Source organism: Kitasatospora sp. NPDC051914 (assembly GCF_040680995.1).
Taxonomy (GTDB): domain Bacteria; phylum Actinomycetota; class Actinomycetes; order Streptomycetales; family Streptomycetaceae; genus Kitasatospora.
Map to the genome: position 1 here is coordinate 21,123 of NZ_JBFAXX010000052.1, position 26,088 is coordinate 47,210.

At 73.2% G+C, this 26,088-nt stretch carries 27 protein-coding genes; 12 read left to right on the plus strand and 15 right to left on the minus strand.

Annotation, left to right across the window (positions count from 1 at the left end; genetic code table 11):
• Positions 1 to 3: 3 nt before the first annotated feature.
• From AB0M03_RS28950 to AB0M03_RS28960, 3 genes are all read right to left on the minus strand, one after another.
• Complete coding sequence (locus tag AB0M03_RS28950) at positions 4 to 1,233, minus strand: serine hydrolase domain-containing protein (RefSeq protein WP_363496326.1); 1,230 nt, start codon at positions 1,231 to 1,233, stop codon at positions 4 to 6.
• Between the two features lie 276 nt (positions 1,234 to 1,509).
• A complete protein-coding gene (gene ychF / locus AB0M03_RS28955; protein ID WP_363496329.1) occupies positions 1,510 to 2,583 on the minus strand; it encodes a redox-regulated ATPase YchF in 1,074 nt (357 codons plus the stop codon).
• Between the two features lie 73 nt (positions 2,584 to 2,656).
• Positions 2,657 to 3,037, minus strand: coding sequence for a glyoxalase (locus AB0M03_RS28960; protein WP_363496332.1), 381 nt, complete (start codon positions 3,035 to 3,037; stop codon positions 2,657 to 2,659).
• Between the two features lie 159 nt (positions 3,038 to 3,196).
• Between AB0M03_RS28960 and AB0M03_RS28965 the strand changes: the two genes are divergently transcribed.
• Entirely contained in the window at positions 3,197 to 3,787 is a 591-nt protein-coding gene (locus tag AB0M03_RS28965; protein ID WP_363496335.1) for a DUF6542 domain-containing protein, read from the plus strand.
• A gap of 36 nt (positions 3,788 to 3,823) precedes the next feature.
• Here AB0M03_RS28965 and ppgK read toward each other — a convergent pair whose 3' ends face one another.
• Together ppgK and AB0M03_RS28975 are read right to left on the minus strand one after the other, a co-directional pair.
• Positions 3,824 to 4,567 carry a polyphosphate--glucose phosphotransferase gene (gene ppgK, locus AB0M03_RS28970; RefSeq protein WP_363496338.1) on the minus strand — a complete coding sequence of 248 codons (744 nt, stop codon included), beginning with the start codon at positions 4,565 to 4,567 and terminating at the stop codon, positions 3,824 to 3,826.
• Positions 4,568 to 4,742: 175 nt separating this feature from the next.
• A complete protein-coding gene (locus AB0M03_RS28975) occupies positions 4,743 to 5,717 on the minus strand; it encodes a 4-hydroxy-3-methylbut-2-enyl diphosphate reductase (RefSeq protein ID WP_363496341.1) in 975 nt (324 codons plus the stop codon).
• 94 nt (positions 5,718 to 5,811) lie between these two features.
• Here AB0M03_RS28975 and xseA point away from each other — a divergent pair, with 94 nt between their 5' ends.
• The gene (xseA, locus tag AB0M03_RS28980) at positions 5,812 to 7,023 is read left to right on the plus strand and encodes an exodeoxyribonuclease VII large subunit (protein ID WP_363496344.1); all 1,212 of its coding nucleotides are present in this window, start codon (positions 5,812 to 5,814) and stop codon (positions 7,021 to 7,023) included.
• Between the two features lie 28 nt (positions 7,024 to 7,051).
• Here xseA and AB0M03_RS28985 read toward each other — a convergent pair whose 3' ends face one another.
• Both AB0M03_RS28985 and AB0M03_RS28990 read right to left on the minus strand, forming a co-directional pair.
• Entirely contained in the window at positions 7,052 to 7,630 is a 579-nt protein-coding gene (locus tag AB0M03_RS28985; protein ID WP_363496347.1) for a hypothetical protein, read from the minus strand.
• 8 nt (positions 7,631 to 7,638) lie between these two features.
• Positions 7,639 to 8,118: a helix-turn-helix domain-containing protein gene (locus AB0M03_RS28990; RefSeq protein WP_363496350.1), complete on the minus strand. Its 480-nt coding sequence runs from the start codon at positions 8,116 to 8,118 to the stop codon at positions 7,639 to 7,641.
• 186 nt (positions 8,119 to 8,304) lie between these two features.
• Between AB0M03_RS28990 and AB0M03_RS28995 the strand changes: the two genes are divergently transcribed.
• A complete protein-coding gene (locus AB0M03_RS28995) occupies positions 8,305 to 8,868 on the plus strand; it encodes a sigma-70 family RNA polymerase sigma factor (protein ID WP_363496353.1) in 564 nt (187 codons plus the stop codon).
• A gap of 23 nt (positions 8,869 to 8,891) precedes the next feature.
• On the opposite strand, the gene AB0M03_RS29000 is transcribed toward AB0M03_RS28995, so the two are convergent.
• Positions 8,892 to 9,398 (minus strand): GNAT family N-acetyltransferase, encoded by a 507-nt coding sequence (locus tag AB0M03_RS29000; protein ID WP_363496356.1) that lies wholly within the window; start codon positions 9,396 to 9,398, stop codon positions 8,892 to 8,894.
• 70 nt (positions 9,399 to 9,468) lie between these two features.
• Between AB0M03_RS29000 and AB0M03_RS29005 the strand changes: the two genes are divergently transcribed.
• Positions 9,469 to 9,747, plus strand: a complete 279-nt coding sequence (locus AB0M03_RS29005) for an exodeoxyribonuclease VII small subunit (protein WP_363496359.1) — start codon at positions 9,469 to 9,471, stop codon at positions 9,745 to 9,747.
• A 139-nt stretch (positions 9,748 to 9,886) separates the two neighbouring features.
• Positions 9,887 to 10,480, plus strand: a complete 594-nt coding sequence (locus AB0M03_RS29010) for a malonic semialdehyde reductase (RefSeq protein ID WP_363496362.1) — start codon at positions 9,887 to 9,889, stop codon at positions 10,478 to 10,480.
• A gap of 98 nt (positions 10,481 to 10,578) precedes the next feature.
• Here the strand turns inward: AB0M03_RS29010 and AB0M03_RS29015 are convergent, their stop codons facing one another.
• Positions 10,579 to 11,100 (minus strand): DUF4245 domain-containing protein, encoded by a 522-nt coding sequence (locus AB0M03_RS29015; RefSeq protein ID WP_363496365.1) that lies wholly within the window; start codon positions 11,098 to 11,100, stop codon positions 10,579 to 10,581.
• 214 nt (positions 11,101 to 11,314) lie between these two features.
• Between AB0M03_RS29015 and glpX the strand changes: the two genes are divergently transcribed.
• A complete protein-coding gene (glpX, locus tag AB0M03_RS29020; RefSeq protein WP_363496368.1) occupies positions 11,315 to 12,355 on the plus strand; it encodes a class II fructose-bisphosphatase in 1,041 nt (346 codons plus the stop codon).
• A 51-nt stretch (positions 12,356 to 12,406) separates the two neighbouring features.
• Here the strand turns inward: glpX and AB0M03_RS29025 are convergent, their stop codons facing one another.
• Together AB0M03_RS29025 and AB0M03_RS29030 are read right to left on the minus strand one after the other, a co-directional pair.
• Entirely contained in the window at positions 12,407 to 12,736 is a 330-nt protein-coding gene (locus AB0M03_RS29025; RefSeq protein WP_363496448.1) for a WhiB family transcriptional regulator, read from the minus strand.
• A 315-nt stretch (positions 12,737 to 13,051) separates the two neighbouring features.
• Positions 13,052 to 13,738 (minus strand): DUF1707 domain-containing protein, encoded by a 687-nt coding sequence (locus AB0M03_RS29030; RefSeq protein WP_363496451.1) that lies wholly within the window; start codon positions 13,736 to 13,738, stop codon positions 13,052 to 13,054.
• A gap of 220 nt (positions 13,739 to 13,958) precedes the next feature.
• On the opposite strand from AB0M03_RS29030, the gene AB0M03_RS29035 reads away from it, so the two are divergent.
• Positions 13,959 to 15,623, plus strand: a complete 1,665-nt coding sequence (locus tag AB0M03_RS29035) for a fumarate hydratase (RefSeq protein WP_363496371.1) — start codon at positions 13,959 to 13,961, stop codon at positions 15,621 to 15,623.
• Between the two features lie 58 nt (positions 15,624 to 15,681).
• On the opposite strand, the gene AB0M03_RS29040 is transcribed toward AB0M03_RS29035, so the two are convergent.
• The gene (locus tag AB0M03_RS29040) at positions 15,682 to 15,882 is read right to left on the minus strand and encodes a hypothetical protein (protein WP_363496374.1); all 201 of its coding nucleotides are present in this window, start codon (positions 15,880 to 15,882) and stop codon (positions 15,682 to 15,684) included.
• A gap of 213 nt (positions 15,883 to 16,095) precedes the next feature.
• On the opposite strand from AB0M03_RS29040, the gene AB0M03_RS29045 reads away from it, so the two are divergent.
• The 3 genes from AB0M03_RS29045 (at position 16,096) to AB0M03_RS29055 (ending at position 22,046) form a co-directional block, all read left to right on the plus strand.
• Positions 16,096 to 19,077, plus strand: coding sequence for a BTAD domain-containing putative transcriptional regulator (locus tag AB0M03_RS29045; protein ID WP_363496377.1), 2,982 nt, complete (start codon positions 16,096 to 16,098; stop codon positions 19,075 to 19,077).
• Between the two features lie 416 nt (positions 19,078 to 19,493).
• The gene (locus tag AB0M03_RS29050; protein ID WP_363496380.1) at positions 19,494 to 20,216 is read left to right on the plus strand and encodes a methyltransferase domain-containing protein; all 723 of its coding nucleotides are present in this window, start codon (positions 19,494 to 19,496) and stop codon (positions 20,214 to 20,216) included.
• 45 nt (positions 20,217 to 20,261) lie between these two features.
• Complete coding sequence (locus AB0M03_RS29055) at positions 20,262 to 22,046, plus strand: ATP-binding SpoIIE family protein phosphatase (RefSeq protein WP_363496383.1); 1,785 nt, start codon at positions 20,262 to 20,264, stop codon at positions 22,044 to 22,046.
• A gap of 22 nt (positions 22,047 to 22,068) precedes the next feature.
• Here the strand turns inward: AB0M03_RS29055 and AB0M03_RS29060 are convergent, their stop codons facing one another.
• The 3 genes from AB0M03_RS29060 to AB0M03_RS29070 all read right to left on the minus strand — a co-directional run bounded on the left by AB0M03_RS29060 (position 22,069) and on the right by AB0M03_RS29070 (position 24,842).
• Complete coding sequence (locus tag AB0M03_RS29060; protein ID WP_363496386.1) at positions 22,069 to 22,809, minus strand: HNH endonuclease; 741 nt, start codon at positions 22,807 to 22,809, stop codon at positions 22,069 to 22,071.
• Complete coding sequence (locus AB0M03_RS29065; RefSeq protein ID WP_363496389.1) at positions 22,806 to 23,804, minus strand: AAA family ATPase; 999 nt, start codon at positions 23,802 to 23,804, stop codon at positions 22,806 to 22,808. Before AB0M03_RS29065 ends, AB0M03_RS29060 begins: the two co-directional genes overlap by 4 nt.
• Before the next feature lie 84 nt (positions 23,805 to 23,888).
• Positions 23,889 to 24,842 carry a LysR substrate-binding domain-containing protein gene (locus tag AB0M03_RS29070; protein ID WP_363496453.1) on the minus strand — a complete coding sequence of 318 codons (954 nt, stop codon included), beginning with the start codon at positions 24,840 to 24,842 and terminating at the stop codon, positions 23,889 to 23,891.
• Between the two features lie 140 nt (positions 24,843 to 24,982).
• Here AB0M03_RS29070 and AB0M03_RS29075 point away from each other — a divergent pair, with 140 nt between their 5' ends.
• Entirely contained in the window at positions 24,983 to 25,534 is a 552-nt protein-coding gene (locus AB0M03_RS29075) for a peroxiredoxin (RefSeq protein ID WP_263103847.1), read from the plus strand.
• A 3-nt stretch (positions 25,535 to 25,537) separates the two neighbouring features.
• A complete protein-coding gene (locus AB0M03_RS29080; protein WP_363496392.1) occupies positions 25,538 to 26,074 on the plus strand; it encodes an alkyl hydroperoxide reductase in 537 nt (178 codons plus the stop codon).
• The last annotated feature ends 14 nt before the right edge of the window (positions 26,075 to 26,088 follow it).

The following is a 26,088-nucleotide window of genomic DNA, read 5'->3' on the forward strand; positions in this document are numbered from 1 at the left end:
CCGTCAGCCGAAGACGGCGCCGGCCAGCTGCATGATGACCTGGGTCTCGGCACCGTCCAGGCCGGTCGGGTTGAGCGAGTAGACCACCGTCCGGGAGAGGTCCCGGGTGGCGAACACGCCGTTCGTCCAGCCCGGCCGGGAGCCGGTCTTGCCCCAGATCTCCACGCCGCCGACCTTCGTCCGCTCCAGGCCCATGCTCATGCAGGCCCGACCGGCGGCCGGCCCGGTCTCGCAGTGGCTGCTGTGGTGGGTCGGCACGTCGGGGACGGTGAACAGCGCCTCCTGCTGGGCGGGCGGCAACAGGCGGCCGCGGAACAGCGCGGTGATGAAGCGGTCCAGGTCGGCGGCGCTGGAGATCAGCCCGCCCTCCGCCCACGGCCAGGGGCTCTGCTCGGTCACGTCCACCTGCCGCGGGGTGCCGTCCGGGCCGGGCACGGTCAGCCGCGGGCGGGCGGCCGGGTGGCGGAGCGCCGGGTCGTCCGCGTCCGGCACCGAGGTGTCGCGCAGCCCGAGCGGGCGGATGATCCGCTGCTGCACCTCGTGGGCGTAGCCGTGCCCGGTGACCTCCTCGACCAGCAGGCCGGCCACGAAGGTGTTCATGCCGTTGTACTGCTGCGCGGTGCCGGGCGCGAAGGCCATCTCCCGGCCGTTCATCCTGGCCACCACGTCCTCCGGCGACCAGGACTCGAAGCGGTGGTCGACGAACCACGCGGCCGTGCCGTCGCCCCACGGGCCGCTGCCGCCGCTCGGGAGTCCACTGGTGTGGTTCAGCAGCTGGCCGACCGTGATCGGCGGGAAGGAGGCCGGCAGCAGGTCGGGCAGGTAGTGCTGGACGGGGGTGTCGAGGTCGAGGCGGTGCTCGGCGGCGAGTTGGAGCACCACGGTCGCGGTGAACACCTTGGAGATCGAGCCGATCCGGAACCGCCCGTCGGCGTCCGGGGCCCGCCCGGTGGCCGGGTCGCCGATGCCGCCCACCGCGTCCAGCCGGCCGGCCCGGCCGGAGACGTGCACCAGCGCCCCGGACACCTCGGCGGTCGGCAGTCCGGCGAGCACCCGGCGGACGGCCGCCCGGTCCAGCGGAGGTACCGGGGAGGTGCCCTGCACCTGCACCGCGGCGGCGGGCCCCGGCACGGCCGAGGCGGGCCCGGCCGCCGTCCCCACCGCCAGCGCGGCGAGCACCGCTCCGGCGGCGGCAACGGCGGTCCAACGGGTACGGCGCACAACAGCAACCACGACAAGATCTCCTGACGGTCGGTCATCACGGGCCGGTCCACCCGGCCCCGCACAGGAGTCTGGCGAAACCGGCCCGCCGATCCATCGGGGACGAACCCCCAACCACCCCCGATCCCGCACCCGGGACAACCCCGAGGCCGACCACGGCACCCGTCCGGGCCGGACAGCGCCGCAGGGCGGCCGGACCTCCGACCTTCAGGGGATCGTTCTCAGGGGCGCACGGAAGAGCGGCCCGGCCTGCGCGGTGCAGGCCGGGCCGCTCTTCGTGGAGGGGCGTCAGACGTTGAAGCGGAACTCCACGACGTCGCCGTCCTGCATGACGTACTCCTTGCCCTCGATGCGGGCCTTGCCCTTGCTGCGGGCCTCGGCGATGGAGCCGGTCTCGACCAGGTCGTCGAAGGAGATGACCTCGGCCTTGATGAAGCCCTTCTGGAAGTCGGTGTGGATGACACCGGCGGCCTCGGGGGCGGTGGCGCCCTTCTTGATCGTCCAGGCCCGGGTCTCCTTGGGGCCGGCGGTCAGGTAGGTCTGCAGGCCGAGGGTCTCGAAGCCGACCCGGGCGAGGGTGGCGAGGCCGGGCTCGTCCTGGCCCATGGACTGGAGCAGCTCCAGCGCCTCCTCGTCGTCGAGCTCGATCAGCTCGGACTCGATCTTGGCGTTGAGGAAGATCGCCTCGGCGGGGGCGACCAGCGCGCGCTGGGCGTTCTTGAAGTCCTCGTCGGCGAGCTCGTCCTCGTCCACGTTGAAGACGTAGAGGAACGGCTTGGCGGTGAGCAGGTGCAGCTCGCGGATCGGGTGGGTGTCGAAGCGGGCCTCGAAGAGGGTCTTGCCGGTCTCGAGGATCGCCTTGGCGGCCTCGGCGGCGGCCAGCACCGGCGCGGTGTCCTTCTTGAGGCGCGCCTCCTTCTGCAGGCGCGGCAGGGCCTTCTCGACGGTCTGCAGGTCGGCGAGGATCAGCTCGGTGTGGATGGTCTCGATGTCGTCCTTCGGCGAGACCTTGCCGTCGACGTGCACCACGTCGGGGTCGGTGAAGGCGCGGACGACCTGGCAGATCGCGTCCGACTCGCGGATGTTGGCGAGGAACTTGTTGCCCAGGCCCTCGCCCTCGCTGGCGCCGCGGACGATGCCCGCGATGTCGACGAAGTCGACGGTGGCCGGGAGGATGCGCTGCGAACCGAAGATCCCGGCGAGCTTCGCCAGCCGCGTGTCCGGGACGCCGACGACGCCCACGTTGGGCTCGATGGTGGCGAACGGGTAGTTGGCCGCCAGCACGTCGTTCTTGGTCAGGGCGTTGAACAGGGTCGACTTGCCGACGTTCGGCAGGCCGACGATTCCGATCGTGAGCGACATGAAGCGATGTCCCGTGGGCTTGGAGGGCGTGGAGCGGCCGGAGGCGGCCGATCCCCCAGTCTACGGGGCGCGCTCAGCCCGTCCGGTCGGGCTCCAGGAACTCCAGCCGGTTGCCGAGCGCGTCGGCGCTGTGGAAGCGGCGGCGCCCGGGAACGGAGTCGTCCCACAGGACGGGGTGGCCGTGCTCCTCGAGCCGGGCGGCAAGCGCGTCCAGGTTGTGCACCAGGATGCCGGGGTGGGCCTTGGGCGAGGGCGCGAAAACGGGGACGACGCCGAGGTGCACCTCCACTCCCCCGCCGCGGAACCAGCAGCCGCCGCGCGCGGCCAGCACCGGCGGCTTGGCCAGCTCGGTCATCCCGAGCACCCCGGCCCAGAACGCCCGGCAGGCCGGCTCCGCGCCGGCCGGAATGTCGAGCTGGACGTGGTGCACCCGCTCGAAGGAGAAGCCCGTCATCACTCCCCCTCCACTGGTGATCACATCCGGTCACGTCCGCTCGCGGTTCGGCCCCGTCCGATCCCTGCCGGTCCGGGCTGCGAGCCGCTTCGGTCGTGGACGACGCTACCCCTCTCCGGACACGCCCGGGCAGGAATTCCGGCATTACACACTGTGGCGATGATCGGACCGTACGTTGGGCGGGTGGAGCAGCAGAGCATCCGTACCCAGCCCCCCGGGCCCCGCCGGCGGCCGTCGGCCGGCGGCGCCGACCGGGCCGCCGTTCCGGGCCCCGCCGCGCCCGTCGACTCCCGGCTGCGGACGGCCTCCGGCCAGGCACCCGTCCGCCGCCCGCGCCTGCCGTGGGCAGGACGCGGCCGGGAGCGGTCCGGTCGGCCGGCCCGGCTGACCGCGGTGGGCACCGGGGTGGCCGCCGCCGCCGGGACGCTGCTGGTCGCCGGGGTCGACCGGGCGCTGTTCGGCGGGCTGGGCGTGCTCTTCGGCCTGGGCTACCTGGTGGTCTGCTTCCAGCTGGCCGTCCGGGTGCGGTATCCGGACCTGCCGGCGGCGCCGATCAGCGGGCCGATCGCGTTCGCGCTGGCGCTGGCGCTGCTCCAGCCTGTCTCCTCGCCCGGGGTGACCGGACGGGTGGTGGGGCTGGCGAGCGGGCTCGCGGTGCGGGCCGGCTGGCTGTTCACCGGTACGGGCCTGGCCACCGTGATCGTGGCGGCGCGTTTCGTGGCCCAGCGCCGGGTCCGCCGCGCACGGTGACGCGGCCGGCCCGGCGCCGGCCCGGCGGGCCGGGCGCTACCCGGCCCTGGCGGCGGCCATCGCCGCGCCCACGATGCCCGCGTCGTTGCGCAGCTCGGCCGGGACGACCTCGGCGTCGCGCTTGCGGAGCAGCGGCAGGAACTTCTCGTGCTTGCGGCTGACCCCGCCGCCGACGATCACCAGCTGCGGCGAGAAGAGCATCTCGACCAGGTCGAGGTACTCGTCGACCCGCCCGGCCCACTCGGCCCAGGACAGCCCGTGCCGCTCCCTGGCGGCCGAGGAGGCGCGCCGCTCGGCGTCCTTGCCGCGCAGCTCCAGGTGGCCGAGTTCGGTGTTGGGCACCAGGGCGCCGTCGACGAAGAGCGCGCTGCCGATGCCGGTGCCGAAGGTGAGCAGCAGGACGACGCCGCCGTGGCCGCGGCCCGCGCCGTACGCGACCTCGGCGATGCCGGCCGCGTCGGCGTCGTTGACGACGGTGGCGGGCAGGTCGAGGGCCTCGCGGAAGAGCCCCTCGGCGTCCATGCCGATCCAGTCCTTGTCGACGTTGGCGGCGGTGCGGGTGCGGCCGTCGACCACCACCCCGGGGAAGGTCAGGCCGACCGGCCCCTGGTGGCCGAAGTGCCGGACGACCTCGGCGACCGCCTCGACCACCGCGTTCGGCGAGGACGGCTGCGGGGTGAGCACCTTGAACCGCTCCTCGGCGAGCCCGCCCGCGGCCAGGTCGACCGGTGCGCCCTTGATCCCCGAGCCGCCGATGTCCACGCCGAATACCGTCGCCATTGCCGCCGTTCCTCCATCGAATCGTCGTCCACAGCCTGTGCACAGCCACGGGCTGTGCACCAACCTACGGGCGGGCGGCCGGGGCCGCCCGCCGTACCGTCCGCTGTGGTACCCGGTGGCGGACAGCGCGAAGCCCGGGCCCCCGTCGGTCGGGGCCCGGGCTTCGCGGTGCAGGTCAGAGCTTGCCGGCGGCCTCGGCGCGCAGGTCGCGGCGGAGCTCCTTGGGCAGCGAGAACTGCAGGTGCTCCTCGGCGGTCTTGACGGCCTCGACGTCGGCGTAGCCGCGCTCGGCGAGGAACTCCAGGACGCCGTCGACCAGGATCTCGGGCACCGAGGCGCCGCTGGTCAGGCCGACCGTGGTGACGCCCTCCAGCCAGGCCTCGTCGATCTCGTCGGCGAAGTCGACCAGGTGGGCGGCCTTGGCGCCGTACTCCAGGCCGACCTCGACCAGGCGGACGGAGTTGGAGGAGTTCTTGGAGCCGACCACGATCAGCAGGTCGGTCTCGGGGGCGAGCTTCTTCACCGCCACCTGGCGGTTCTGGGTCGCGTAGCAGATGTCGTCGCTGGGCGGGCTGACCAGCAGCGGGAAGCGCTTCTGCAGCTCGCCGACGGTGGCCATGGTCTCGTCCACGGAGAGGGTGGTCTGGGAGAGCCAGACGACCTTGGACTCGTCGCGGACCTGCACGTGTCCGACGTCCTCGGCGCCGTCCACCAGGTGGATGCGGTCCGGGGCCTCGCCCATCGTGCCGATGACCTCCTCGTGGCCCTCGTGGCCGACGAGCAGGATGTCGTAGTCCTCCTCGGCGAAGCGCACGGCCTCCTTGTGCACCTTGGTCACCAGGGGGCAGGTGGCGTCGATCGTGGCGAGCTTGCCGGCCTTCGCCTCGTCGTGCACGGACGGGGCGACGCCGTGCGCCGAGAAGACCACGATGGAGCCCTCGGGCACCTCCTCCGTCTCGTCGACGAAGATCGCTCCCTTCTTCTCCAGGGTCTGCACGACGTACTTGTTGTGGACGATCTGCTTGCGGACGTAGATCGGCGCCCCGTACTGCTCCAGGGCCTTCTCCACGGCGATGACGGCGCGGTCGACACCCGCGCAGTAGCCCCGGGGGGCGGCGAGCAGGACGCGGCGCTGTGCAGTGGTGGACATGGCTCCATCGTACGGGCGGCCCGCCGCCCCGCCCGACGGGCCGGGCCCCGGCGGGGCGGCCGCACCGTCGGCGGGCGGCGCTAGCCTCGTACGCATGGCGAACAGCAGCTCTCCCGAGGCGCCCGTCCCGGTCGGCAAGGTCTCGGCGATGATCGGGAGTTGGATCGACCGGCTGGGCGAGGTCTGGGTGGAGGGGCAGATCGCGCAGCTGAGCCGGCGGCCCGGCGCGGGGATGGTGTTCCTGACGCTGCGCGACTCGGAGCGGGACGTCTCGCTCACGGTGACGTGCTTCCGCTCGGTGTTCGAACAGGTGGCGGAGGCCGTCCAGGAGGGTTCCCGGATCATCGTCCGGGCGAAGCCCGAGTGGTACACCGCCCGCGGCACGCTGTCGCTGCGGGTCTCGGAGATCCGACTGGTGGGGCTGGGCGAGCTGCTGGCGCGGCTGGAGCAGCTGAAGCGCAAGCTCGGTGCGGAGGGGCTCTTCGACGCGGACCGCAAGCGGCCGCTGCCGTTCCTGCCGCGCTGCGTGGGGCTGGTGACCGGCCGGGGTTCGGCCGCGGAGCGGGACGTCCTGGAGAACGCCCGGCGGCGCTGGCCCGCGGTCCGGTTCGAGGTGCGCAACGTCCTGGTGCAGGGCCCGAGCGCGGCCGCGCAGGTCGCGGCGGCCGTCCGGGAGCTGGACGAGCACCCGGAGGTCGACGTCGTCGTGGTGGCCCGCGGCGGCGGCAGTGTGGAGGACCTGCTGCCGTTCTCCTCGGAAGACCTGGTGCGCACCGTGGCGGCGGCCCGCACCCCGGTGGTCAGTGCGATCGGGCACGAGCCGGACCAGCCGCTGCTGGACTTCGTGGCCGACTTCCGGGCGTCGACGCCGACCGACGCGGCGAAGCGGGTGGTGCCGGACGTCGGCGAGGAGCTCGCCCGGGTGCACCAGCTGCGGGACCGCGCCCGGCGGTACGTGGTCGGCCGGGTGGAGCGGGAGCTGCACGGCCTGGAGGGCGTGCGCAGCCGTCCGGTGCTGGCGGCGCCGCACCGGCTGGTGGAGGGCCGGGCCGAGGAGCTGACGGCGCTGGTGGAGCGGTCCCGGCGGGTGCTGGGGCACCGGCTGGACCACGCCCAGACGGACCTCGGGCATGCGCTGGCCCGGGTGGTGGCGCTGTCCCCGCTGGCGACGCTGCAGCGCGGGTACGCGGTGCTGCAACGGGCGGACGGCACGGTGGTGACCGATCCGGCGCAGGTCGCGGCGGGCGACGGGCTGCACGCGCGGGTCGCCGGGGGCGGCTTCGAGGTGACGGTCGACGAGGCCTGAGGCCGGTCGGTCCGAGCCCGGGCCGGCGTCACTCGGTCGGTATCCGGGCGTGCGGGGGCCGGCTCATGCTCTCCTGGACGAGGCTGTTCCACTCCCGGCTGAGGTCGGCGAGTTCGGCCTGGGCCCGGTCGGCGGCCTCGTGGGCGTGCCGCAGTTCGCGGTGGACGGCCTCCAGCAGGCGCAGCAGGGCGTCGGCGCCGAGCTGCCGGCCGTCGGCCGCGGGCGGTGCGTCGGGCGGCGGGACGACGGCGCGGCCGGTGACCGCGGGCGGCGCGGCCGCGGGTACCGCGACGGCGGAGGGCCCGGCCGCGGTCGGCACGGCGGCCGGCGGCGCGACGGCGGGCCTGGCGGCCGGGAGCGGTGGAGCGGGAAGGGCCCGGCGGGCTGCGACGAGCTCGGCCTGACGGTCCGTCCTGGCCTCGGTCTCGCGCATCCAGCGCCGCATCCGGGCGAGGGCGTACTCGGTGGTGGAGAGCGCAACCACGGCCAGGCAGCCGAGGAGCGGAATCCAGCGCGTGTTGTAGGTGCCGGCGACGATCAGTGCTACTCCGCCGACCGCGCCCACTGCTCTGAGCGCGTCGGCCGCCACCGGAGAGATTCTCGGCATTCCTGGCCTCACCTCTGCATGTGCACTGCCCCTCCCCCGCGGCCCTCGTCCGGTGGAAAAGGGGCACGCTCGCTTTCCCGCTGCAGGCCGATCGCCTGGGCAATGGAGGCGAGAAGGAATTTCCGGATCATGGGGTGGGTGACACCCCAGGCATCCAACGCTTCCTCAGGGGTGATGGGTGAGCGTACTCCCTGGGAGAGATCGTTTGCGGATTCCTCGGAAATCACTCCGCCGCGCACCAGCAGCTCGTGCAGGTCGACGTGCACGACCTGCGCGATTCTCTGGAATTGGGACGGCCTCGGAAGTGTCTCGCCGCGCAGCATGCGCCCGACGGCGGAGGCGCTCATGCCGGTGTCCCGGGCCAGGGCGAGCCTGCCGCCCGCGCCGGGGGTGAGGTCGTATCCCGCGCGCCGGGCGGCCTCGTGCACGACGGCGCCGAAACGTTGGGCGGGGGTGGTCTCCGAGGCGGTGTCCTCAGTCGGCTGCATGGCGGCCAAGGCTATCGCGTGTCATGTCCCAGATGCATCGACTTGCATGAGTGCAAGCCAGTGACGATCCGTCAGGTCCCGCAAATTCGGGCCTCCGGTCAGAATAACTGACGGAATGTCGGAATCGCTTGCACGCATGCATGCCCACTCGTATCGTTGCGGCACCTGCTCTCCGGGAGGTCCGGTATGGATGGGACGCTGCGTGGAACGCCGCGTGCAACACCGCACCTGATCGAGGCCGCCAAGGCCGGCGACCGGGACGCCTGGGCTGAGTTGTACCGCCGCTACCGGGGACCGGTGCTGGCGTTCCTCACCCGCCGAACCGGGAATCGCGCATTGGCCGAGGACCTGACACAAGACACGTTCGTCCGCGCAATGGCCTGCATTGACGGCTACCGCTGGACGGGCAAGGACATGGGCGCATGGATTTTCACCATCGCCCGGAACATCATGTTCGACCACGACAAACGCCGCGCCACCCGCAGCGAGTCCACCGTGGCGGCCGTCGCGGATTCGGACGCGGGAATCTGCGTCGAGGACGACGTCCTCGCCCACGTGGAGGCCGAGCGGGTATTCGCCGCGCTCGCGGTATTGACCGAGCACCAGCGCACCGCACTCACCCTGCGCTACTGGGACGACCTCAGCTCGCGCGAGGTCGCCGACGCCATCGGCATCCGGGTCGGCGCCGTGAAGACCCTCACCTACCGGGCGCGCACCACGCTCCGCCGCACGCTGGAGCCGGCGGGCTAGGGCCCGTCCGGCCCCTGCCGGAGTCAGTCCGCGACGAGCCGCTGCCGGGAGAGCGCCCAGGAGTGCTCGGCGAAGCCGAGGCTGCGGTACAGCTCCTCGCCGGAGTCGGTGGCGTGCAGGTCGACCCGGGTCGCCCGGCGGCCGTCGAACCAGGCGATCAGCGCCTCGGTGCAGCTGCGGGCGTAGCCGCGCCGGCGGTGGCCGGGGTCGGTGCAGATGTTGAAGACGAAGCCGAACCGGCCGTCGGGGTGGCCGGGTGCGGGCAGCCGCTCCTCCAGCGTGCCGACCGCGCAGGAGGCGAGCCGGCCGGGGCGCTCCGGGTCGTCGACCACGTACGCCTGGAGGGTGCGCCGGGCGTCGGGCTCGGCCAGGCGCTCGCGCAGCACCTGCTCGGCGGCGGCCTGCCAGGGCCCGGCACAGTCGCTGTCGGTGCCGGACATCGCCGAGAACATCAGGGCGCGCAGCCGGACCAGCTCTGGCGCGTCCCCGGCCTCGGCGGGGCGCACGCCCGCCCGCTGCACGGTGGTCATGGCCGGAGGCTAGCCGCGGCGGTGCCCCGGGCACATCCGATTTGTCGGCCGGAGCCCCTACGCTGGCCGCATGGCAGATCAGCAGCAGACCGGCGCTCGGCCGGCGGGCGGGGAGCAGACGGGCCTCGGCGGGGGCGCCGCCGACGAGTCGCTTGGGTACGAGCAGGCCAGGGACGCCCTGCTGGAGGTCGTGCGGCAGCTGGAGACCGGCGGCACCTCGCTGGAGGAGTCGCTGGCGCTGTGGGAGCGGGGCGAGCAGCTGGCCAAGGTCTGCCAGCGCTGGCTGGACGGCGCCCGGGCACGGCTGGACGCGGCGCTGGCCGCCGAGGAGTCCGCTGGCGGGCAGTGAACACGGGCGGGCACCCGGGAGAAGTGACCGGCGTCACTCTTCCTTGCGGAATAGTTTAAGTTTCACCTAACGTTGGAGCCCGTGAACGGTCCTCCCGGGCCGTCCGCTTTCCCGTCTTCCGTACGAGGTGGATTCCGCAATGACCCTGGCACTCGACGCCGCCGCACAGGACCTGCTCTTCCGCGAGGCCCGTACCGCCAACACCTTCACCGACGAGCCGGTCAGCGACGAGCAGGTCCGGGCGATCTACGAGCTCGTCAAGTTCGGCCCCACCGCCTTCAACCAGCAGCCGCTGCGCATCGTCCTGGTCCGCACCGACGAGGGCCGCGAGCGCCTGCTGCAGCACATGGCCGAGGGCAACCGCGCCAAGACCGCCACCGCGCCGCTGGTCGCCATCCTCGCCCAGGACAACGAGTTCCACGAGGAGCTGCCGTCCCAGCTGCCGCACTTCCCGCAGGCGAAGGACATGTTCTTCTCCGAGCGCCCCGTCCGCGAGGCCTCCGCCACGCTGAACGGCGCCCTGCAGGCGGCCTACTTCATCATCGGCGTGCGCGCCGCCGGCCTGGCCGCCGGCCCGATGACCGGCTTCGACGCCGCGGGTCTGAACAAGGAGTTCTTCGGCGACGGCGAGCACTCGGTGCTGGCCGTGGTCAACATCGGCAAGCCGGGCGAGGACGCCTGGTTCCCGCGCTCCCCGCGCCTGGAGTACGACCAGGTCGTCACCACCGTCTGATCCGGCACCGGGCCCTGCCCGTACGGCACGGCACGAAGACGGCGAAGGCCCCCGCGGTGAACCGCGGGGGCCTTCGCCGTGCACGGGGGGAGGTGGCGCTACTTCAGCGCGCCGGCCAGCTGCGCGAGCTCCTCGTAGGAGGCGGAGCCGGTGACCACGGTCGTCGCGGTGCCGCCCGGCTGGGCCAGGCCGCGGTACTTGGTGCCCTGGAAGCGCTGCCAGTCCTGCCCGGCCACCGGCGCGCTGCCGTCCGCCTTCGCGCCCGGCACCACGCCCGCGATCACCTCGTCGCGGCCGCCGCTGGACTGCTCCAGGGCCGCGTACTGGCCGGACGGGGTGACGAACCCGAGGTGCCACACCGCGTTGCCCTTGGCGTCCTTGCGGTACTCCACCGAGGTCGCCCGCCACTGGTCGGAGAGGCCCTGCGGGCCGAGCACCGGATAGGGGGCGGCGCGCTTCGCCGAGGCCAGCGCGACCCGGTAGTCGACCACGTGCACCCCGTCCCCGCCCGAGTGCGGGATGAAGAGGTAGCCGAAGAAGACCACGACACCGACCGCCAGCATCGACAGGATCATGTCCCGTACGGTCTGCCGGCCTCTCTTGCTGCTGCTGCCTGCCACCCGTCCATGGTGGACCATCGCCCCACGGCCCCCGACCACCGGGTACCCCCCGGCGCGTGAAGCGGGACGAACCACCGCATACCCGCTGGTCGCGCCGGGTGCGCCACAGACACCCGTCCGGTCGGCGGATACGATCGCAGCAACCCTCACCACGGCGTTCGACCTGGCAGTAGTCGGGCGCTCACTGGCCGTCGCGTACAGAGAGGTAACGACGATGACCACGCAGTACCCGCACCACCTCCCCAGCTCGCTGGAGGTCGCTCCGGAGGCCCCGGACCGCAACCTCGCCCTGGAACTCGTCCGCGTCACCGAGGCCGCCGCGCTGGCGGCCGGCCGCTGGGTCGGCCGCGGTGACAAGAACGGCGCCGACGGCGCGGCCGTGAAGGCCATGCGCACCCTCGTCTCCACCGTCTCGATGAACGGCGTCGTCGTCATCGGCGAGGGCGAGAAGGACGAGGCTCCGATGCTGTACAACGGCGAGCGGGTCGGCGACGGCACCGGCGCCGAGTGCGACGTCGCCGTGGACCCGGTCGACGGCACCACGCTGACCGCCAAGGGCATGCACAACGCGGTTGCCGTCCTCGCGGTCGCCGACCGCGGCACCATGTTCGACCCCAGCGCGGTCTTCTACATGGACAAGCTGGTGTGCGGCCCGGAGGCCGCCGACTTCGTCGACATCACCGCCCCGCCGGCCGTCAACATCCGCCGGGTCGCCAAGGCCAAGGGCAGCGCCGTCGAGGACATCACCGTCGTCGTCCTGGACCGCCCCCGCCACGAGGGTCTGGTCAAGGAGATCCGCGAGGCCGGCGCCCGGATCAAGTTCATCTCCGACGGCGACGTGGCCGGCGCCATCATGGCCGCCCGCGAGGGCACCGGCGTCGACCTGCTGATGGGCGTCGGCGGCACCCCGGAGGGCATCATCGCGGCCTGCGCCATGAAGTGCATGGGCGGCGTCATCCAGGGCCGGCTGTGGCCCAAGGACGAGGCCGAGCGCCAGAAGGCGCTGGACGCCGGGCACGACCTCGACCGGGTCCTCAGCACCGACGACCTGGTCAGCGGCGAGAACGTCTTCTTCGTCGCCACCGGCATCACCGACGGCGAACTGCTGCGCGGCGTGCACTACCGCCAGGAGACCGCCACCACCAGCTCGCTGGTGATGCGTTCCAAGAGCGGCACGATCCGGCGCATCGACTCCACCCACAAGCTGTCCAAGCTGCGGGCCTACAGCGCGATCGACTTCGACCGCGCCAACTGACGCACCGTCCGCACCGCGGCCCCGGGCGCCTGCCCGGGGCCGCGGTGCGTCTCAGCCCGCTATGCGGCCCGCCACCGTGCGGCGCGTCTCGCGCAGCTCCGCCTCCCGGCGCCGCCGCCGGGCCAGCACCACCCGCCGCTCGGCCGCGGTCAGCCCGCCCCACACCCCGTACGGCTCCGGCTGGGCCAGCGCGTGCTCGCGGCACTCCAGCAGCACCGGGCACCGGGCGCAGACCTGCTTGGCGCGCTCCTCACGGGAGAGCCTGGCCGCCGTCGGCTCCTTGGACGGCGCGAAGAACAGCCCGGCCTCGTCGCGGCGGCAGGCCGCCCCGGTGTGCCACGGATTGTCCTCCAGCGGGTCCGTGGGCGCGGCCACCGCCACCGGGCTGCGGCGGACGGCGGCAGTACCGGTGGCGCTGGACTCGATCGGATGCAGCACGGCAACTCCTGACGCGGTTCGAGACTCGGGGAAGCTCGCATCCCTGCCCGACTGCCCCGTGCCCGCCCGTCGCGGCACCGCCGCCCTCCGGGTCACAGCCGTAACAAGAACCGATGTGCGGGGGAACTACCCCCTCGCCCCGCGATTCATGCACACCGCACGCAACCGACTACTCGCTGCACTTGACGCAACGCCGAGTGCCTGCAGCCGAGTTGGCCCGCCCGCCGGTGCACACGGCACCGCGCGGGCGGGCCCTGCTCAGAGTTCCAGCTGCTTGCGCGCCCACTCCAGGAGCTTCTTGCCGCGGCGCGGCTTGGCGTCGCAGCCGCCGAAGATCGCGGCACCCTTCACCCGCACCACCGGCGCGTACGGATCGGCCGCGGTCTGCTCGCGCACCGAGAAGCCGCCGAAGATGCCCACGCCGCCGCCGTGCAGGCTGACGTTCTCCGGCACCTTGATGTCGACCCCGCCGAAGATCGCGGTGACCTCGATGACCACCTCGGGCGACTCGAACACCGCGTCCGTCAGGTCGATCTCGATCCCGCCGAACACCGCGACCGCCTTCAGGTGGGAGCCCACCCGCCAGCGCCCCTTGCGCTCCGCCCCGCCGAACACCGCCAGCATCGTCGGCGACTCCTGCCGGGCCGGCGGCATCGGCGGGCGCTCCCGGCGCAGCGGCGGCTTCTCCATCGACAGCGGCGCATCCGTGGGGGCCGGCAGGTCCCGGGTCAGCGGGACGAGGTCGCCGAAGGTCTTCGCGGCGTACGCGGCCTCGATCCGCTCCGAGTGCTCCTCCACCGTCAGCCGGCCCTCGGCGTACGCGTCTCGCAGCAGGTCGGCGACCCGCTCGCGGTCCGCGTCCGAGCAGCGCAGATCGGCCTCCGCGACCGGCGCGGAGAGCACCGGCGCCGCCTTCGGGACGGGGGCGGGCTCGGCCTTCGTCATGGGTACGGGCTGCTGCCCCTGGTCGTCGTGCGAGTCGTCGTGCGACGGCGAAGTGTCCACGGGGAAAGCCTAGCCACCGGGGCCCTGCCGAACGAGAGTTCGGCGCAGAAAGGCGTGAGCCCCGTCACGCAGGCTCACCTGCGCTCCTTCGCCGCGCCGCCTGCACCTACCCTGGAGGGTGCTTCGCAGACGCAGCCGACCCGCTTAAGGATCCCTCCCCATGGCCACCCCGGAATTCGAGTACCGCGACCTCCTCCCGATCGGTGCCGACCCCACGCCGTACCGGAAGCTCACCTCCGAGGGCGTCTCCACCTTCGAGGCGGACGGCCGCACCTTCCTCAAGGTCGAGCCCGAGGCGCTGCGGCTGCTCACCGCCGAGGCGATGCACGACATCTCCCACTACCTGCGCCCGGCCCACCTCGCCCAGCTGCGCCGCATCCTGGACGACCCGGAGGCCAGCCCCAACGACCGCTTCGTCGCGCTCGACCTGCTGAAGAACGTCAACATCTCGGCCGGCGGCATCCTCCCGATGTGCCAGGACACCGGCACGGCCATCGTCATGGGCAAGCGCGGCCAGAACGTCCTCACCTCCGGCCAGGACGAGGCCGCCATCGCGCGCGGCGTCTACGACGCGTACACCAAGCTGAACCTGCGCTACTCGCAGATGGCGCCGGTCACCATGTGGGACGAGAAGAACACCGGCAACAACCTGCCGGCCCAGATCGAGCTCTACGCCACCGACGGCGACGCCTACAAGTTCCTCTTCATGGCCAAGGGCGGCGGCTCCGCCAACAAGTCGTACCTGTACCAGGAGACCAAGGCGATCCTCAACGAGTCGTCGATGCTCTCCTTCCTGGAGCAGAAGATCCGCTCGCTGGGCACCGCCGCCTGCCCGCCGTACCACCTGGCGATCGTGGTCGGCGGCACCAGCGCCGAGTTCGCGCTCAAGACCGCCAAGTACGCCTCCGCGCACTACCTCGACAACCTGCCGACCTCCGGCGACGCGAAGACCGGCCACGGCTTCCGCGACCTGGAGCTGGAGCAGAAGGTCTTCGAGCTCACCCAGAAGATCGGCATCGGCGCGCAGTTCGGCGGCAAGTACTTCTGCCACGACGTCCGCGTGATCCGCCTGCCGCGGCACGGCGCCTCGCTGCCCGTCGCGATGGCCGTCTCCTGCTCCGCCGACCGCCAGGCGCTCGGCAAGATCACCGCCGAGGGCGTCTTCCTGGAGCAGCTGGAGACCGACCCGGCCAAGTACCTGCCGGACACCACCGACGCCCACCTGGACGACGAGGTCGTCAAGGTCGACCTGAACCAGCCGATGTCCGACATCCGGGCGCAGCTGTCCAAGTACCCGGTCAAGACCCGGCTGTCGCTCAGCGGCACCCTGGTGGTCGCCCGCGACATCGCCCACGCCAAGATCAAGGAGCGGCTGGACGCCGGCGAGGGCATGCCCCAGTACATGAAGGACCACCCGGTCTACTACGCCGGCCCGGCCAAGACCCCCGAGGGCTACGCCTCCGGCTCCTTCGGTCCCACCACCGCCGGCCGGATGGACTCCTACGTCGACCAGTTCCAGGCGGCCGGCGGCTCCATGGTCATGCTCGCCAAGGGCAACCGCTCCAAGCAGGTCACCAAGGCCTGCAACGAGCACGGCGGCTTCTACCTCGGCTCGATCGGCGGCCCCGCCGCCCGCCTCGCCCAGGACTGCATCAAGAAGGTCGAGGTGCTGGAGTACCCCGAGCTCGGCATGGAGGCCGTCTGGCGCATCGAGGTCGAGGACTTCCCGGCGTTCATCGTCGTCGACGACAAGGGCAACGACTTCTTCGCCGAGGTCACGGACGGCCCGCTGATCACCAGCCTGCGGGTCCGCTCCGCGGAGTAGTGCACGCAGCGACGCCCCGGTCCCGCCGGTGTGCGGGGCCGGGGCGTCGCTCGCCGCGTCACGGGCGGTTGATCACCGTGCCGAGCGGCTCGAAGGTCTCGTCGGACTTGTCGCCGGGGACCTCCGGCTGCGGCTCGGCCGCCGGGTCCTCGACCAGGCCGTCGAGGACGGCCTCGATCGACTGGGCGTCGGTGGTGGTCACGGTGTGCTCGGCAGCGGCCTCGGTACCGGCCGGAGTGGTGGTGTCGTTGTCGGCCATGGGGTGCCGCCTTTCAGGTCATCAGATCTCGGTGCCCGAACGGCTCGGCCGGGGCATGCGGCCAGTATCGTAGTGGCCGTTAAATGTCCTATAAACAACGCACCATCTGCCGTCTTCTCCAACGTTTGCACGCTCCGCCCTAAGCTGGCGGCCCATCGCAGAGCAGTCAGGCACGGCCGTCGAACGCACCATCAAGCCATTCGGGGGGATCGCATGGAGCAGCCAGGGGGGATACCGGCCGCGGACGCGCTGGGCTTCCGGGTGCTCGGCCCCGTCCAGGCTCGGCGCGGGGACGAGGCGCTGGCCCTGGGCTCGCCGCAGCAGCAGGCGGTGCTCGTCGCCCTGCTGCTCAACCGGGGCCGTCCGGTGAGCACCCAGGACCTGGTGGACGGCCTCTGGGGGGACCGGCCGCCGCCGCAGGCCGTGGCCGCACTGCGCACCTACATCTCCCGGCTCAGATCGGTCATCGAGCCGAACCGCGAACTGCGTGCCCCCGCCGAACTGCTGGTGTCGGTGAGCGACGGCTACGCGCTGAGGGTCGCCCGGGAGGCACTGGACCTCGCGCTCTTCGACTCCAGGGTGGCGGACGCCGCAGTGGCCAGGGCGGCGGGCGACCACGGGACGGCGCACGGGCTGCTGGTGTCCGCCCTCTCGCTGTGGAGCGGCCGGCCGCTCGCCGGCATTCCGGGCCCGTACGCCGAAGCGCACCGCACGCGGCTGACCGAGCGCCAGATCGCCGCGCAGGAGGAGCGCTGCGCCGCCGCGCTGGAGATCAACCTGCACGCGGAGATCTCCGCCGAACTCAGCTCGCTGGCGGCCGAGTACCCGCTGCGGGAGCGGCTGCGCGAGCTCCTGATGCTCGCCCTGTACCGCTGCGGACGGCAGGCCGAATCGCTGGGCGTCTACGCGGACACCCGCAAACTGCTGATCGAGGAGCTCGGCGTGGAGCCGGGCGCCGGGCTCTCCGCGATGCACGCCCGCATCCTGGCCGCCGATCCGACGCTGATGCCCGCCCCTGCCGCCTCGGCCGCCGGGCGGGACCAGGAAGAGGCGCAGGCCTTCGTTCCGCCCGCCCAGCTCCCGGCGGACGTGTCCGACTTCAGCGGCCGGACGAAGCTGGTCGGCGAGCTGCGGGACGTCCTGCGCAGCGGCACCGGGCAGGCCGTGGTGGTCACCTCGCTGGCCGGCATCGGCGGCGTCGGCAAGACCACACTGGCCGTGCACGTCGCCCACAGCATCCGGTCCGCCTTCCCGGACGGACAGTTGTACGTGGACCTGCGCGGTGCAGGCGACACGCCCGCCGATCCCGCGGTCGTCCTGGGCGACTTCCTGTACGCGCTCGGCGCGACCGAGACCCCGGACTCCCTCGAGCAGCGGGCCGCGCTCTACCGGTCGGTGCTCGCCGACCGCCGGATGCTGATCCTGCTGGACAACGCCCGGGACGCGGCGCAGCTGCTGCCGCTCGTCCCCGGGGTGTCCGGCAGCGCCGTCCTGGTGACCAGCCGGTCGCGTCTGGCCGGGATCCCCGGCGCCCACCTGGTGGACGTCGAGGAGCTGACGCCCGAAGAGGCGCTCGCGCTGTTCTCCGCCATCGTCGGCCACGACCGGGCGGCAGCCGAACCCGAGGCCGCGCTCGCCGTGGTCGCCTCCTGCGGATTCCTGCCGCTCGCCGTCCGGATCGCCGCGGCACGGCTCGCCAGCCGTCCCCGCTGGAGCGTGTCGGACCTGGCCCGTCGGTTAGCGGACCAGCGCCGGCGACTGCAGGAGCTCCAGCTGGGCAACCTGGCCGTGGAGACGACGCTCGGGCTCGGCTACGGCCAGCTGCGCCCGGCGGAGGCGCGCGCCTTCCGGCTGCTGTCGCTCGTCGACTCGCCCGACCTGCCGCTGTCCGCCGTCACGGCGCTGCTCGGCTGCGGGGAGGACGAGGCGGAGGAGCTCGCCGAGGCGCTCGTCGAGGCGAACATGCTGGAGTGCTTCACCCCCGGCCGCTACCGCTACCACGATCTGCTGCGGCTCTACGCCCAGCGGCAGAACGAGAAGCTGCAGGACCTGGCGGAGCAGCGGGAGGCCCGGCTGCGGCTGCTCGACCTGCTCGTCGCCTCCATGCGCACTGCGGCGCGCGCCATCGAGCCGGACGACCTGCTGCCGGAGCCGCTGCACCGTGCTGCCCCGCAGGGGCCGGACTTCGCCGACAGCTCCGCCGCGCAGACCTGGATACGGTCCGAGATCGGCCTGCTGCTGAGCAGTGTCGGCTCCGCCGTCGGCGAGCCGCTGGAGCTGCTGCGCCCGGCAGTCGACCTCCTGGTCGTGCTGAACGCCCTCGTGGAGGACCCCACCCACGGTCAGCGGATCACCGAGATCCTGCACGCCGCGGAGGAGAACGCCCGCACCCACGGCGACTTCGCGGTGCTGGCCAGGGTGCACTCGGCGTTGGGGTTTCTCCAGCACGTGGCCGGGGAGTTCCAGAACGCGGAGGCGTCGCTGCGCCGCAGCCTCGGCTACCAGCCGTCCGACGACCCGACCCATCTGCGGGTGTCGGTGACCAATCTGCTGGCGATCGTGCTGAGCCTGGCCGACCGGTCCGCCGAGGCGCTGGCGTTCTTCGAGGAGGCCAAGGTGATGAGCCGCAGCCTCGGTGCCTCGGTGAGCGAGGCCCGGCTGCTGGGGAACATCGCCCGTGCCCACCTCGACCTGGGCCAGCACGAGGATGCGGCGCGCACCGCGCAGGAGGCCGTGGCGGCGGCCCGGTCGTCCGGCAATGTGCCGTGCCTGGCCGACACGCTGTACCAGCTCGGCGTGGTCCTGCGGTCGACGGGCTCGCCGGGCGAGGCGGCCGGGCACCTGCGTGAGGCGCACCGGCTGTACGAGCTGCAGCAGCACCGCATCTGGGAGGGCTACTCGCTGGCCCGGCTCGCGGCGTGCCTGCTGGCGGACGGCCGGCCGGCGGAGGCCGCGGAGTCGGCGGACGAGTCACTCGCCATCGCGCAGGAACTGGACGCCGCCTACTGCCAGGGTCTGGCCAATGCCGCGCTGGGCGAGGCGCTCCTGGAGCTGGGGCAGCCCGCGCGTGGGCTGGCCTGTCTCCAGGAGGCGCACTCGGTGTTCAGCCGGCTCGGTGTGCCCGAGGCCCTCCCCGTCCGGGACCTCATCGCGGTGCAGCAGCACACCGAGCCCTTCTCTCCCCCCGCGCCGTAGGCCGTCCGTCCCCCCGACGGGCGGCCTTCCCCCTGGGGCGCCGGCGCTCCCGCAGCCCCCCGGCTGCGGGAACGCTTTGACGCTTCCCCGGCGCTGAGAAGACTCTGACAGCCGGCGATTGACGTTCGATAAACGCCCGCGTTGATGGCGTTTTCGCAGGTCACAGCAGTTGACCGGCGCACGCCGACAAGTGCACCACCCTGCTCCGCTCCGGTCTGCCCCCGGCCCGGCGGCCCGTTTCGTCCGAAACCCGGCCAACTGCGGCCGACTGCGGCGAGTTGGCCGGAAAGGTGCCCCACGGCGAAGTGATCACGCTTATCCTCGAAGGCCAGCAGACACATCGACAAACCGACGCGGGGGCGGAGACTGTGGCGGGTCGGTCCCGCCGGGGAGCCAGGTGGAGAGGTGCCCAAGGCGTGACAACCGGACAGATCTCGGACCCGTCCCACGTCGGCCGTCGGCGCCGCTCCGAACGGGCCCTGCAGGCGGTCGCCTTCGACGCGATCGGCCCGCGCTACGACGAGGTCTTCCCCGACCGTACCGGCCAGACCGCCTGCGGCGACTGGCTGCTGAACGAACTGGCCTCCGGCGCGCGGGTGCTGGACGTCGGATGCGGCACCGGTGACCCGACGACGCGCCAACTGTCCGCCGGCGGGCTGCGGGTGACCGGCATCGACCTCTCGGACGGGATGCTGGCCGCGGCCGCCCGGGCGGTGCCCGGCGCCGAGCTGCACCGGATGGACATGTACGACCTGGCGACCCTGCGGGCCGCCACCGCCTGGGGCGTGCCCGGGCTCGGGCCGGACGCGGCAGGGGAGTTCGCCGCGGCCACCGCCTTCTTCTCGCTCGTCCTGCTGCCCAGGGCGGAGATCGCCGTGGTGCTGCGGCGCATCCGCACCCTGCTCCGGCCGGGCGGGCTGCTGGCGCTCGGCATGGTCGAGGCCGACCTGGACGACGCGCCGCTGCCGTTCCTCGGCCGCGAACTGCGGATCAGCGGCTACCTCCGGGAGGAGCTCGTGCAGACGCTGGCAGCGGCCGGCTTCGAGGTGGAGGCGTGCACCGGCCACCCGTACGCGCCCGCGTCGACCGCCCTGCCGCCGGAGGAACAGCTCTTCCTGCGCTGTCGGCGCACCACCTGACCGACCAGGCCCGACCACCCTCGACAGCTCAAGAACGGGCAGCCCGTGCGCGACCACTCCACGCCCCAGGCGGGGCGGCCGACCGCCGCCGCGCCACTGGTCGGCGCCCAGCGCTCCGCGCCGGAGCAGGACGACCGGCCCGGCCTGACCGAACGGCTGGGGTACCTGGAGGCCGCCACCCGGCGGATCAACGGTTCGCTGGACCTCCGCACCACCCTGCGCGACCTCGGCCGCTCGGTCGTCCCGGCGCTCGCGGACGCCGCCGTGGTGCACCTGCGCGACCCGCTGCCGCCGGTGGAGCGCGACCCCGGGCCGCCCACCGCACTGAAGCTGCACCACGGCCACGGCACCCGGCTGGGCCGCCGCTCACGGCTGTGCCGGCCCTCCGCCGACGGCCCGCTCGCCCGGCTGCTGGCCGGCCCTGCACCGTACGGGCCCGCGGTGCTCGGCACGCCCTCCGCGGACCGGCTCCGCCCGCTGCTCACCGAGCTGTACGGCGCCCGCACCCTGGGCCGCCTCGCCGCGGGCACCGCGCTGCTGCTCCTGCCGCTGCGCGGCCGGAAGGCCGTGCTCGGGCTCCTGCTGCTGATCCGCCGCCCCGGCAAGGCGGGCCCCGCCCGGTTCGAGCCCGCCGACACCGCGATGGCCCGCCACCTGGCCACCCAGACCGGCCTCGCGGTGGACACCGCCCTGCGCTACGCCCGAGAGTTCGAGACCGCCCGCGAACTGCAGCGCCGGATGCTGCCCGCGCACCTGCCGCAGCCGCACGGGGTGCGGCTCGCCCACCGCTACCTGCCCGGCGAGCGCGGCGCCCAGGTCGGCGGCGACTGGTACGACTCGGTCGAACTCCCCGGCAACCGGGTGGCACTGATCGTCGGCGACGTGATGGGCCACTCGCTGACCTCGGCCGCCGTCATGGGCCAGCTCCGCACCAGCGCCCAGACCCTGGCCGGCCTCGACCTTCCGCCGCACGAGGTGCTCTACCACCTGGACGAACAGGCCCAGCACCTCGGCGCCGAACAGCACCTGGCGACCTGCGTGTACGCGGTGTACGACCCGATCGCCAACCGGGTCGTGCTGGCCAACGCCGGCCATGTGCCGCCCGTCCTGATCGGCCCCGACGGCACCGCCGAACTGCTCGACCTGCCGCCCGGCGCACCGATCGGCGTCGGCGGGGTCGACTTCACCTCCACCGAACTCCCCGCTCCCCCCGGCTCGGCCCTGCTGCTGTTCACCGACGGCCTGGTGGAGAGCCGTCGGCGGTCGCTGGCGACCGGCCTGGAACAGCTGCGCAGCCGCCTCGCCTCCGCGCACCGGCACTCGCCCGAGCACGTCTGCCAGGAGGCCCTGCGGGTGCTGCCGTCCGGCGAGCGGGCCGACGACATCGCCCTGCTCGCGGCCGCCTTCGACGGCATCCCGGCCGAGGACGTCTCCTACTGGTACCTCCAGCCGCGGCACGAGACCCCCGGCCGGGCGCGGCGGCTGGCCGCCCACGCACTGCGCCGCTGGGGCCTGGAGGAGCTGTCGGAGACCACCGAGCTGATGGTCTCCGAACTGGTCACCAATGCGATCCGGCACGCCACCCGGCCGGTGACGCTGCGGCTGGTGCGGACGTCGCGGCTGCGGTGCGAGGTCGGCGACGACAGCCCGGCGCTGCCGCGCGCCCGCCGGGCCGGGCCGGACGACGAGCACGGCCGCGGCCTGCAGATAGTCGCCCGCTGCGCGGACGACTGGGGGGCGACCCGGCTCGGCGCGGGCAAGGTGGTCTGGTTCGAGCAGCGCCTGCCCGCCCGCGGCCGGGCGGTACCCGCCTCCGCGGGGCGGCGGTAGCGCCCCTGTGGGACACCCACCCCTAGCGGCGGTCGAATTCGGGTTCGGTGGTGACGAGTTCCTGCACCACGGCGGCGAGGCTCCGGCCGAGGACGGCGTCGGCGAGGGGTGGGGTGCGGCGCAGGGCGAGGACGGTGCGGAGCACGTCCGCGTGGTGCAGCAGGCGCAGGGCGTCCAGGAACTCGTGCTGCTCGCGGGTGCGGCCGGCGGCCCCTGCCGTGTGCCAGGCGCCGAGGAGCGACTTGACGACGGTGAACATCATCCGGCGGCCGCGGACGAGTTCGGCGCGGGAGTTGAGGCCGAAGACGTCGATGGTGGCCTCGCCCTTGGCGGTGAGCGGGTCGTAGGCGCCGGACTCCAGGTAGAGCACCAGGTGGTCGGCCGGGTCCTCGCGGGACGGGTCGACCAGCAGGTGCTCGCCGGTGGCCGGGTCGCAGGGGAAGCGGTCGCGCTTCTGGTTGCTGTTGCAGTGGGCGCAGGCGAGCAGGTGGTTCTGCCAGTCGAAGGTGCGCAGCGGGTCGCGGGCGATCGGCTCGAAGTGGTCGATGTCGGTGCCGAGGTTGTCGCCGCAGTACATGCAGCGTTCCAGGCCGGGGGCCATCCGCCTGAGCATCAGGCGCAGTTGGGCCTTGGGCTGGCGGGCGGTGCGCCAGGCGGCCCGGCCGGCGGCGGTGCTGGGCCCGGCGGCGCGTATGGCGGCGGTGCGGCGGGCGAGGTCGGCGGTGAGCGAGGGCGTGAGCGGCGGCCTCCGGAGCGGGATCACGGCTGGTCGCCCAGCAGCCGGGCGGCGAGTTCGTCGGCGCGGGCGCCGAGGGAGCTGTTGAGCTTGGCGCCGAGGCGGCGGTAGGCGTCGCGCTCGGCGCTGGTGGCGCGGCCGGTGTAGAGCTTGCGCTCCAGCCGGACGAGCAGCCGGCGTTCGGCCTCGGCGGCGGCGGAGTAGGCGCTGGGCAGGCCGAACAGTTCGGACAGGGCGGTGTCGTCGCCGCTGCCGTACAGGACGCGCTGGTGGACGTCCTCGTCGAGGACGCGCGGCGGGGCGGCCTCGCCGGGGGCGGCGAGGCGCACCAGCGTGCCGGGGTCTGCGGCCTGGCAGACGTACGGGCTGTGCGTGGCGACCAGGAACTGCACGTTGGGGAAGCGAGTGGTCAGCCAGCCGCCGATCGACTGCTGCCGGACGGGGTGCAGGTGCAGGTCGATGTCGTCGATCAGGGCCACGGCCGCCCGCGGCACGGTGGTGGCGCCGTCGACGGGTTCGGTGCGGGCGTCCCCGGCGAGGGCGGCGGTGATCGCGGCGAGGGCGGCGGTGCCGCTGCCGAGGGCGGCGAGCGGCACGGTGCGGCCGTCGGGGCCGGCGGCGAGCACGCGGTCGGGGTCGGCGATCCGCCACCCGTCGGGCAGCAGGCCCTCCTCCAGGAGGGCGGCGGCGGCCGGGGTGAGTGCGGTGGGCGGGGTGCGGTCGGCGCCGAGGTGGCAGGTCCGGGTGCGGGTGCGGCCGGTGCGTTCGGCGCCGTCGGTGCTGCTCCAGCGGGCGAGGCCGGGCAGTTCGACCGTTCCGGCCGCGCCGCCGGCGGGCGGGCCGGCGCTGTCCGTCCCGGGTGCGCCGAGGGCGAGGGCCAGGGCGTGCAGCAGGGTGGTCTTGCCGGAGCCGTTCGGCCCGGCGAGGACCGTCCAGCCTGGGCCGGGGTCGACGGCGAGGTCGGCGGCGCGCGGGCCGTCGAAGCACCCGAGGCCGGTCACCTTGATCCGCGAGACGTACACGCGCCACCCCCTTCGATCGGATCTTCGGTGGAGGTATGCCCAGCGGGCCGGGCGGCGATGCGGGCCGCACGGGTGCGGTGGGGGCTACTCGACGATGCGGACGGGCAACTCGCGGAGCACGCCCTTGAGGGCGGCGGCGAAGCGGCCGTACTCCTCGCTGCGGGCCGAGCCGGGGCGGGTGGCGAGGCCGATCCGGCGGCCGGGGGCGGGGGCGGTGAAGCGGACGGCGGCGAGCCGGTCGGAGCGCCCGGCCTCGACGTCGAGGGCGGTGGCCGGCAGCAGGGTGGTGCCGAGACCGCCGGCGACCAGCTGGACGAGGGTGGAGAGCCCGGCGATCCGGGTGGTGCCGGCGGCCGCGTCGGCGCCGACCTCGCGGCAGATGTCGAGGGCCTGGTCGCGCAGGCAGTGGCCCTCCTCGAGGAGCAGCACGTCGAGGTCGAGCAGGACGTCCCGGGGGACGTCGGTGCGGCCGGCCAGCGGGTGGCCGGGCGGGGCGACCAGGACGAAGTCCTCGTCGAAGAGCGGGATGTCCCGGGTGGGTGCGGCGCCGCCGGCGGGCAGGGCGAGGAGCAGCACGTCGAGCCGGCCGGAGGCGAGCCCCTCCAGCAGCGAGGGGGTGCGCTCCTCGTGGACGTGCAGTTCCAGCTCGGGGTAGCTGTCGCGGACCAGCCGCAGCACGGTGGGCAGCAGGTACGGTGCGACCGTCGGGATCACGCCGAGGTGCAGCGGGCCGGTGAACGGCCGGCGGGCGGCCTCGACCGCCTCGGTGAGGGAGTGCAGCGAGCCGAGGACGCGGCGCGCGTGCTCGGCGACGCGCTCGCCCAGTGGGGTGATGATGACGCGGCGGGTCGTACGCTCGACGAGCTGGACGCCGAGGACCTCCTCCAGCGCCGCGACGGCTCCGGAGAGGGCCGGCTGACTGGTGCCGGTGGCCGCGGCGGCCTCCCGGAAGTGCCGGTGCTCGGCGACGGCGACGAAGGCGCGCAGCTGGGCGACGCTGGGTGTGCGGGGCTTGCCGTGGTGCAGGGCAGTACTGATAGCTCTCTCCGATCAGATGCGACGAGTCTAGCTATTTCCCCGATCAGTCCGTGGTGTGCGAGGGTGGATGACGTCCGAATACGTCGAACCATAGGCAATTCGGGCACTTTCCCTCATATCTCAAACCAGGAGAAGCGAACGTGCTCACGATCGGTGACAAGTTCCCCGAGTTCGAACTCAACGCCTGTGTCGACCTCGACGCCGCGAACGCCTTCGCCGAGATCAACCACAAGACCTACGAGGGCAAGTGGAAGATCGTCTTCTTCTGGCCGATGGACTTCACCTTCGTCTGCCCGACCGAGATCGCCGCGTTCGGCAAGCTGAACGAGGAGTTCGCCGACCGCGACGCCCAGATCCTCGGCGTCTCCGGTGACTCCGAGTACGTCCACCACGCCTGGCGCAAGGACCACAAGGACCTGCGCGACCTGCCGTTCCCGATGCTGGCCGACGTCAAGCACGACCTGATGCGCGCCTGCGGCGTCGAGGCCGCCGACGGCACCGCCCAGCGCGCGGTGTTCATCGTCGACCCCAACAACGAGATCCAGTTCGTCATGGTGACCGCCGGCTCCGTCGGCCGTAACCCCAAGGAGGTCCTGCGGGTGCTCGACGCCCTGCAGACCGACGAGCTGTGCCCGTGCAACTGGACCAAGGGCGAGGACACCCTCGACGCCCAGGCCCTCCTGGCGGGCTGACCCATGGCCCTCGACGACCTGAAGGCCGCCCTCCCCGGCTACGCCAAGGACCTCAAGCTCAACCTGAGCGCGGTCATCGGCAACTCCGACCTCCCGACGCAGCAGCTCTGGGGCACGGTGCTGGCCTGCGCGATGGCCACCCGTTCCCCCGCCGTGCTGCGCGAACTGGAGCCGGAGGCGAAGGCGAACCTCAAGCCCGAGGCGTACGACGCCGCCAAGGGCGCCGCCGCCGTCATGGGGATGAACAACGTCTACTACCGGACGCTGCACCTGCTCTCCGACAAGGAGTACAGCAGCATGCGGGCCGGCCTGCGGATGAACATCATCGGCACCCCGGGCGTCGAGAAGGCCGACTTCGAGCTGTGGTGCTTCGCGGTCTCCGCGATCAACGGCTGCGGCCAGTGCCTGGACTCGCACGAGGCCGTCCTGAAGAAGGCCGGCGTCGAGCGCGAGGTCATCCAGGCCTCCATCAAGATCGCCTCGGTGATCCAGGCCGTCGCCGCCACCCTCGACTCCGAGGCCGCCATCGCCTCGATCTGAGGCACCGGGCGCAC

Coding starts and splice junctions, on each gene's coding strand:
- glpX (WP_363496368.1), top strand. CDS start 11,315: ATGACCACGCAGTACCCGCACCACCTCCCCAGCTCGCTGGAGGTCGCT.
- AB0M03_RS28960 (WP_363496332.1), bottom strand. CDS start 3,037: ATGACGGGCTTCTCCTTCGAGCGGGTGCACCACGTCCAGCTCGACATT.
- AB0M03_RS28995 (WP_363496353.1), top strand. CDS start 8,305: ATGGATGGGACGCTGCGTGGAACGCCGCGTGCAACACCGCACCTGATC.
- AB0M03_RS29040 (WP_363496374.1), bottom strand. CDS start 15,882: ATGGCCGACAACGACACCACCACTCCGGCCGGTACCGAGGCCGCTGCC.
- AB0M03_RS29010 (WP_363496362.1), top strand. CDS start 9,887: ATGACCCTGGCACTCGACGCCGCCGCACAGGACCTGCTCTTCCGCGAG.
- AB0M03_RS28975 (WP_363496341.1), bottom strand. CDS start 5,717: ATGTCCACCACTGCACAGCGCCGCGTCCTGCTCGCCGCCCCCCGGGGC.
- xseA (WP_363496344.1), top strand. CDS start 5,812: ATGGCGAACAGCAGCTCTCCCGAGGCGCCCGTCCCGGTCGGCAAGGTC.
- AB0M03_RS29045 (WP_363496377.1), top strand. CDS start 16,096: ATGGAGCAGCCAGGGGGGATACCGGCCGCGGACGCGCTGGGCTTCCGG.
- AB0M03_RS29000 (WP_363496356.1), bottom strand. CDS start 9,398: ATGACCACCGTGCAGCGGGCGGGCGTGCGCCCCGCCGAGGCCGGGGAC.
- AB0M03_RS29080 (WP_363496392.1), top strand. CDS start 25,538: ATGGCCCTCGACGACCTGAAGGCCGCCCTCCCCGGCTACGCCAAGGAC.
- AB0M03_RS28990 (WP_363496350.1), bottom strand. CDS start 8,118: ATGCAGCCGACTGAGGACACCGCCTCGGAGACCACCCCCGCCCAACGT.
- AB0M03_RS29035 (WP_363496371.1), top strand. CDS start 13,959: ATGGCCACCCCGGAATTCGAGTACCGCGACCTCCTCCCGATCGGTGCC.
- ppgK (WP_363496338.1), bottom strand. CDS start 4,567: ATGGCGACGGTATTCGGCGTGGACATCGGCGGCTCGGGGATCAAGGGC.
- AB0M03_RS29005 (WP_363496359.1), top strand. CDS start 9,469: ATGGCAGATCAGCAGCAGACCGGCGCTCGGCCGGCGGGCGGGGAGCAG.
- AB0M03_RS28965 (WP_363496335.1), top strand. CDS start 3,197: ATGATCGGACCGTACGTTGGGCGGGTGGAGCAGCAGAGCATCCGTACC.
- AB0M03_RS28985 (WP_363496347.1), bottom strand. CDS start 7,630: ATGCCGAGAATCTCTCCGGTGGCGGCCGACGCGCTCAGAGCAGTGGGC.
- ychF (WP_363496329.1), bottom strand. CDS start 2,583: ATGTCGCTCACGATCGGAATCGTCGGCCTGCCGAACGTCGGCAAGTCG.
- AB0M03_RS29030 (WP_363496451.1), bottom strand. CDS start 13,738: ATGACGAAGGCCGAGCCCGCCCCCGTCCCGAAGGCGGCGCCGGTGCTC.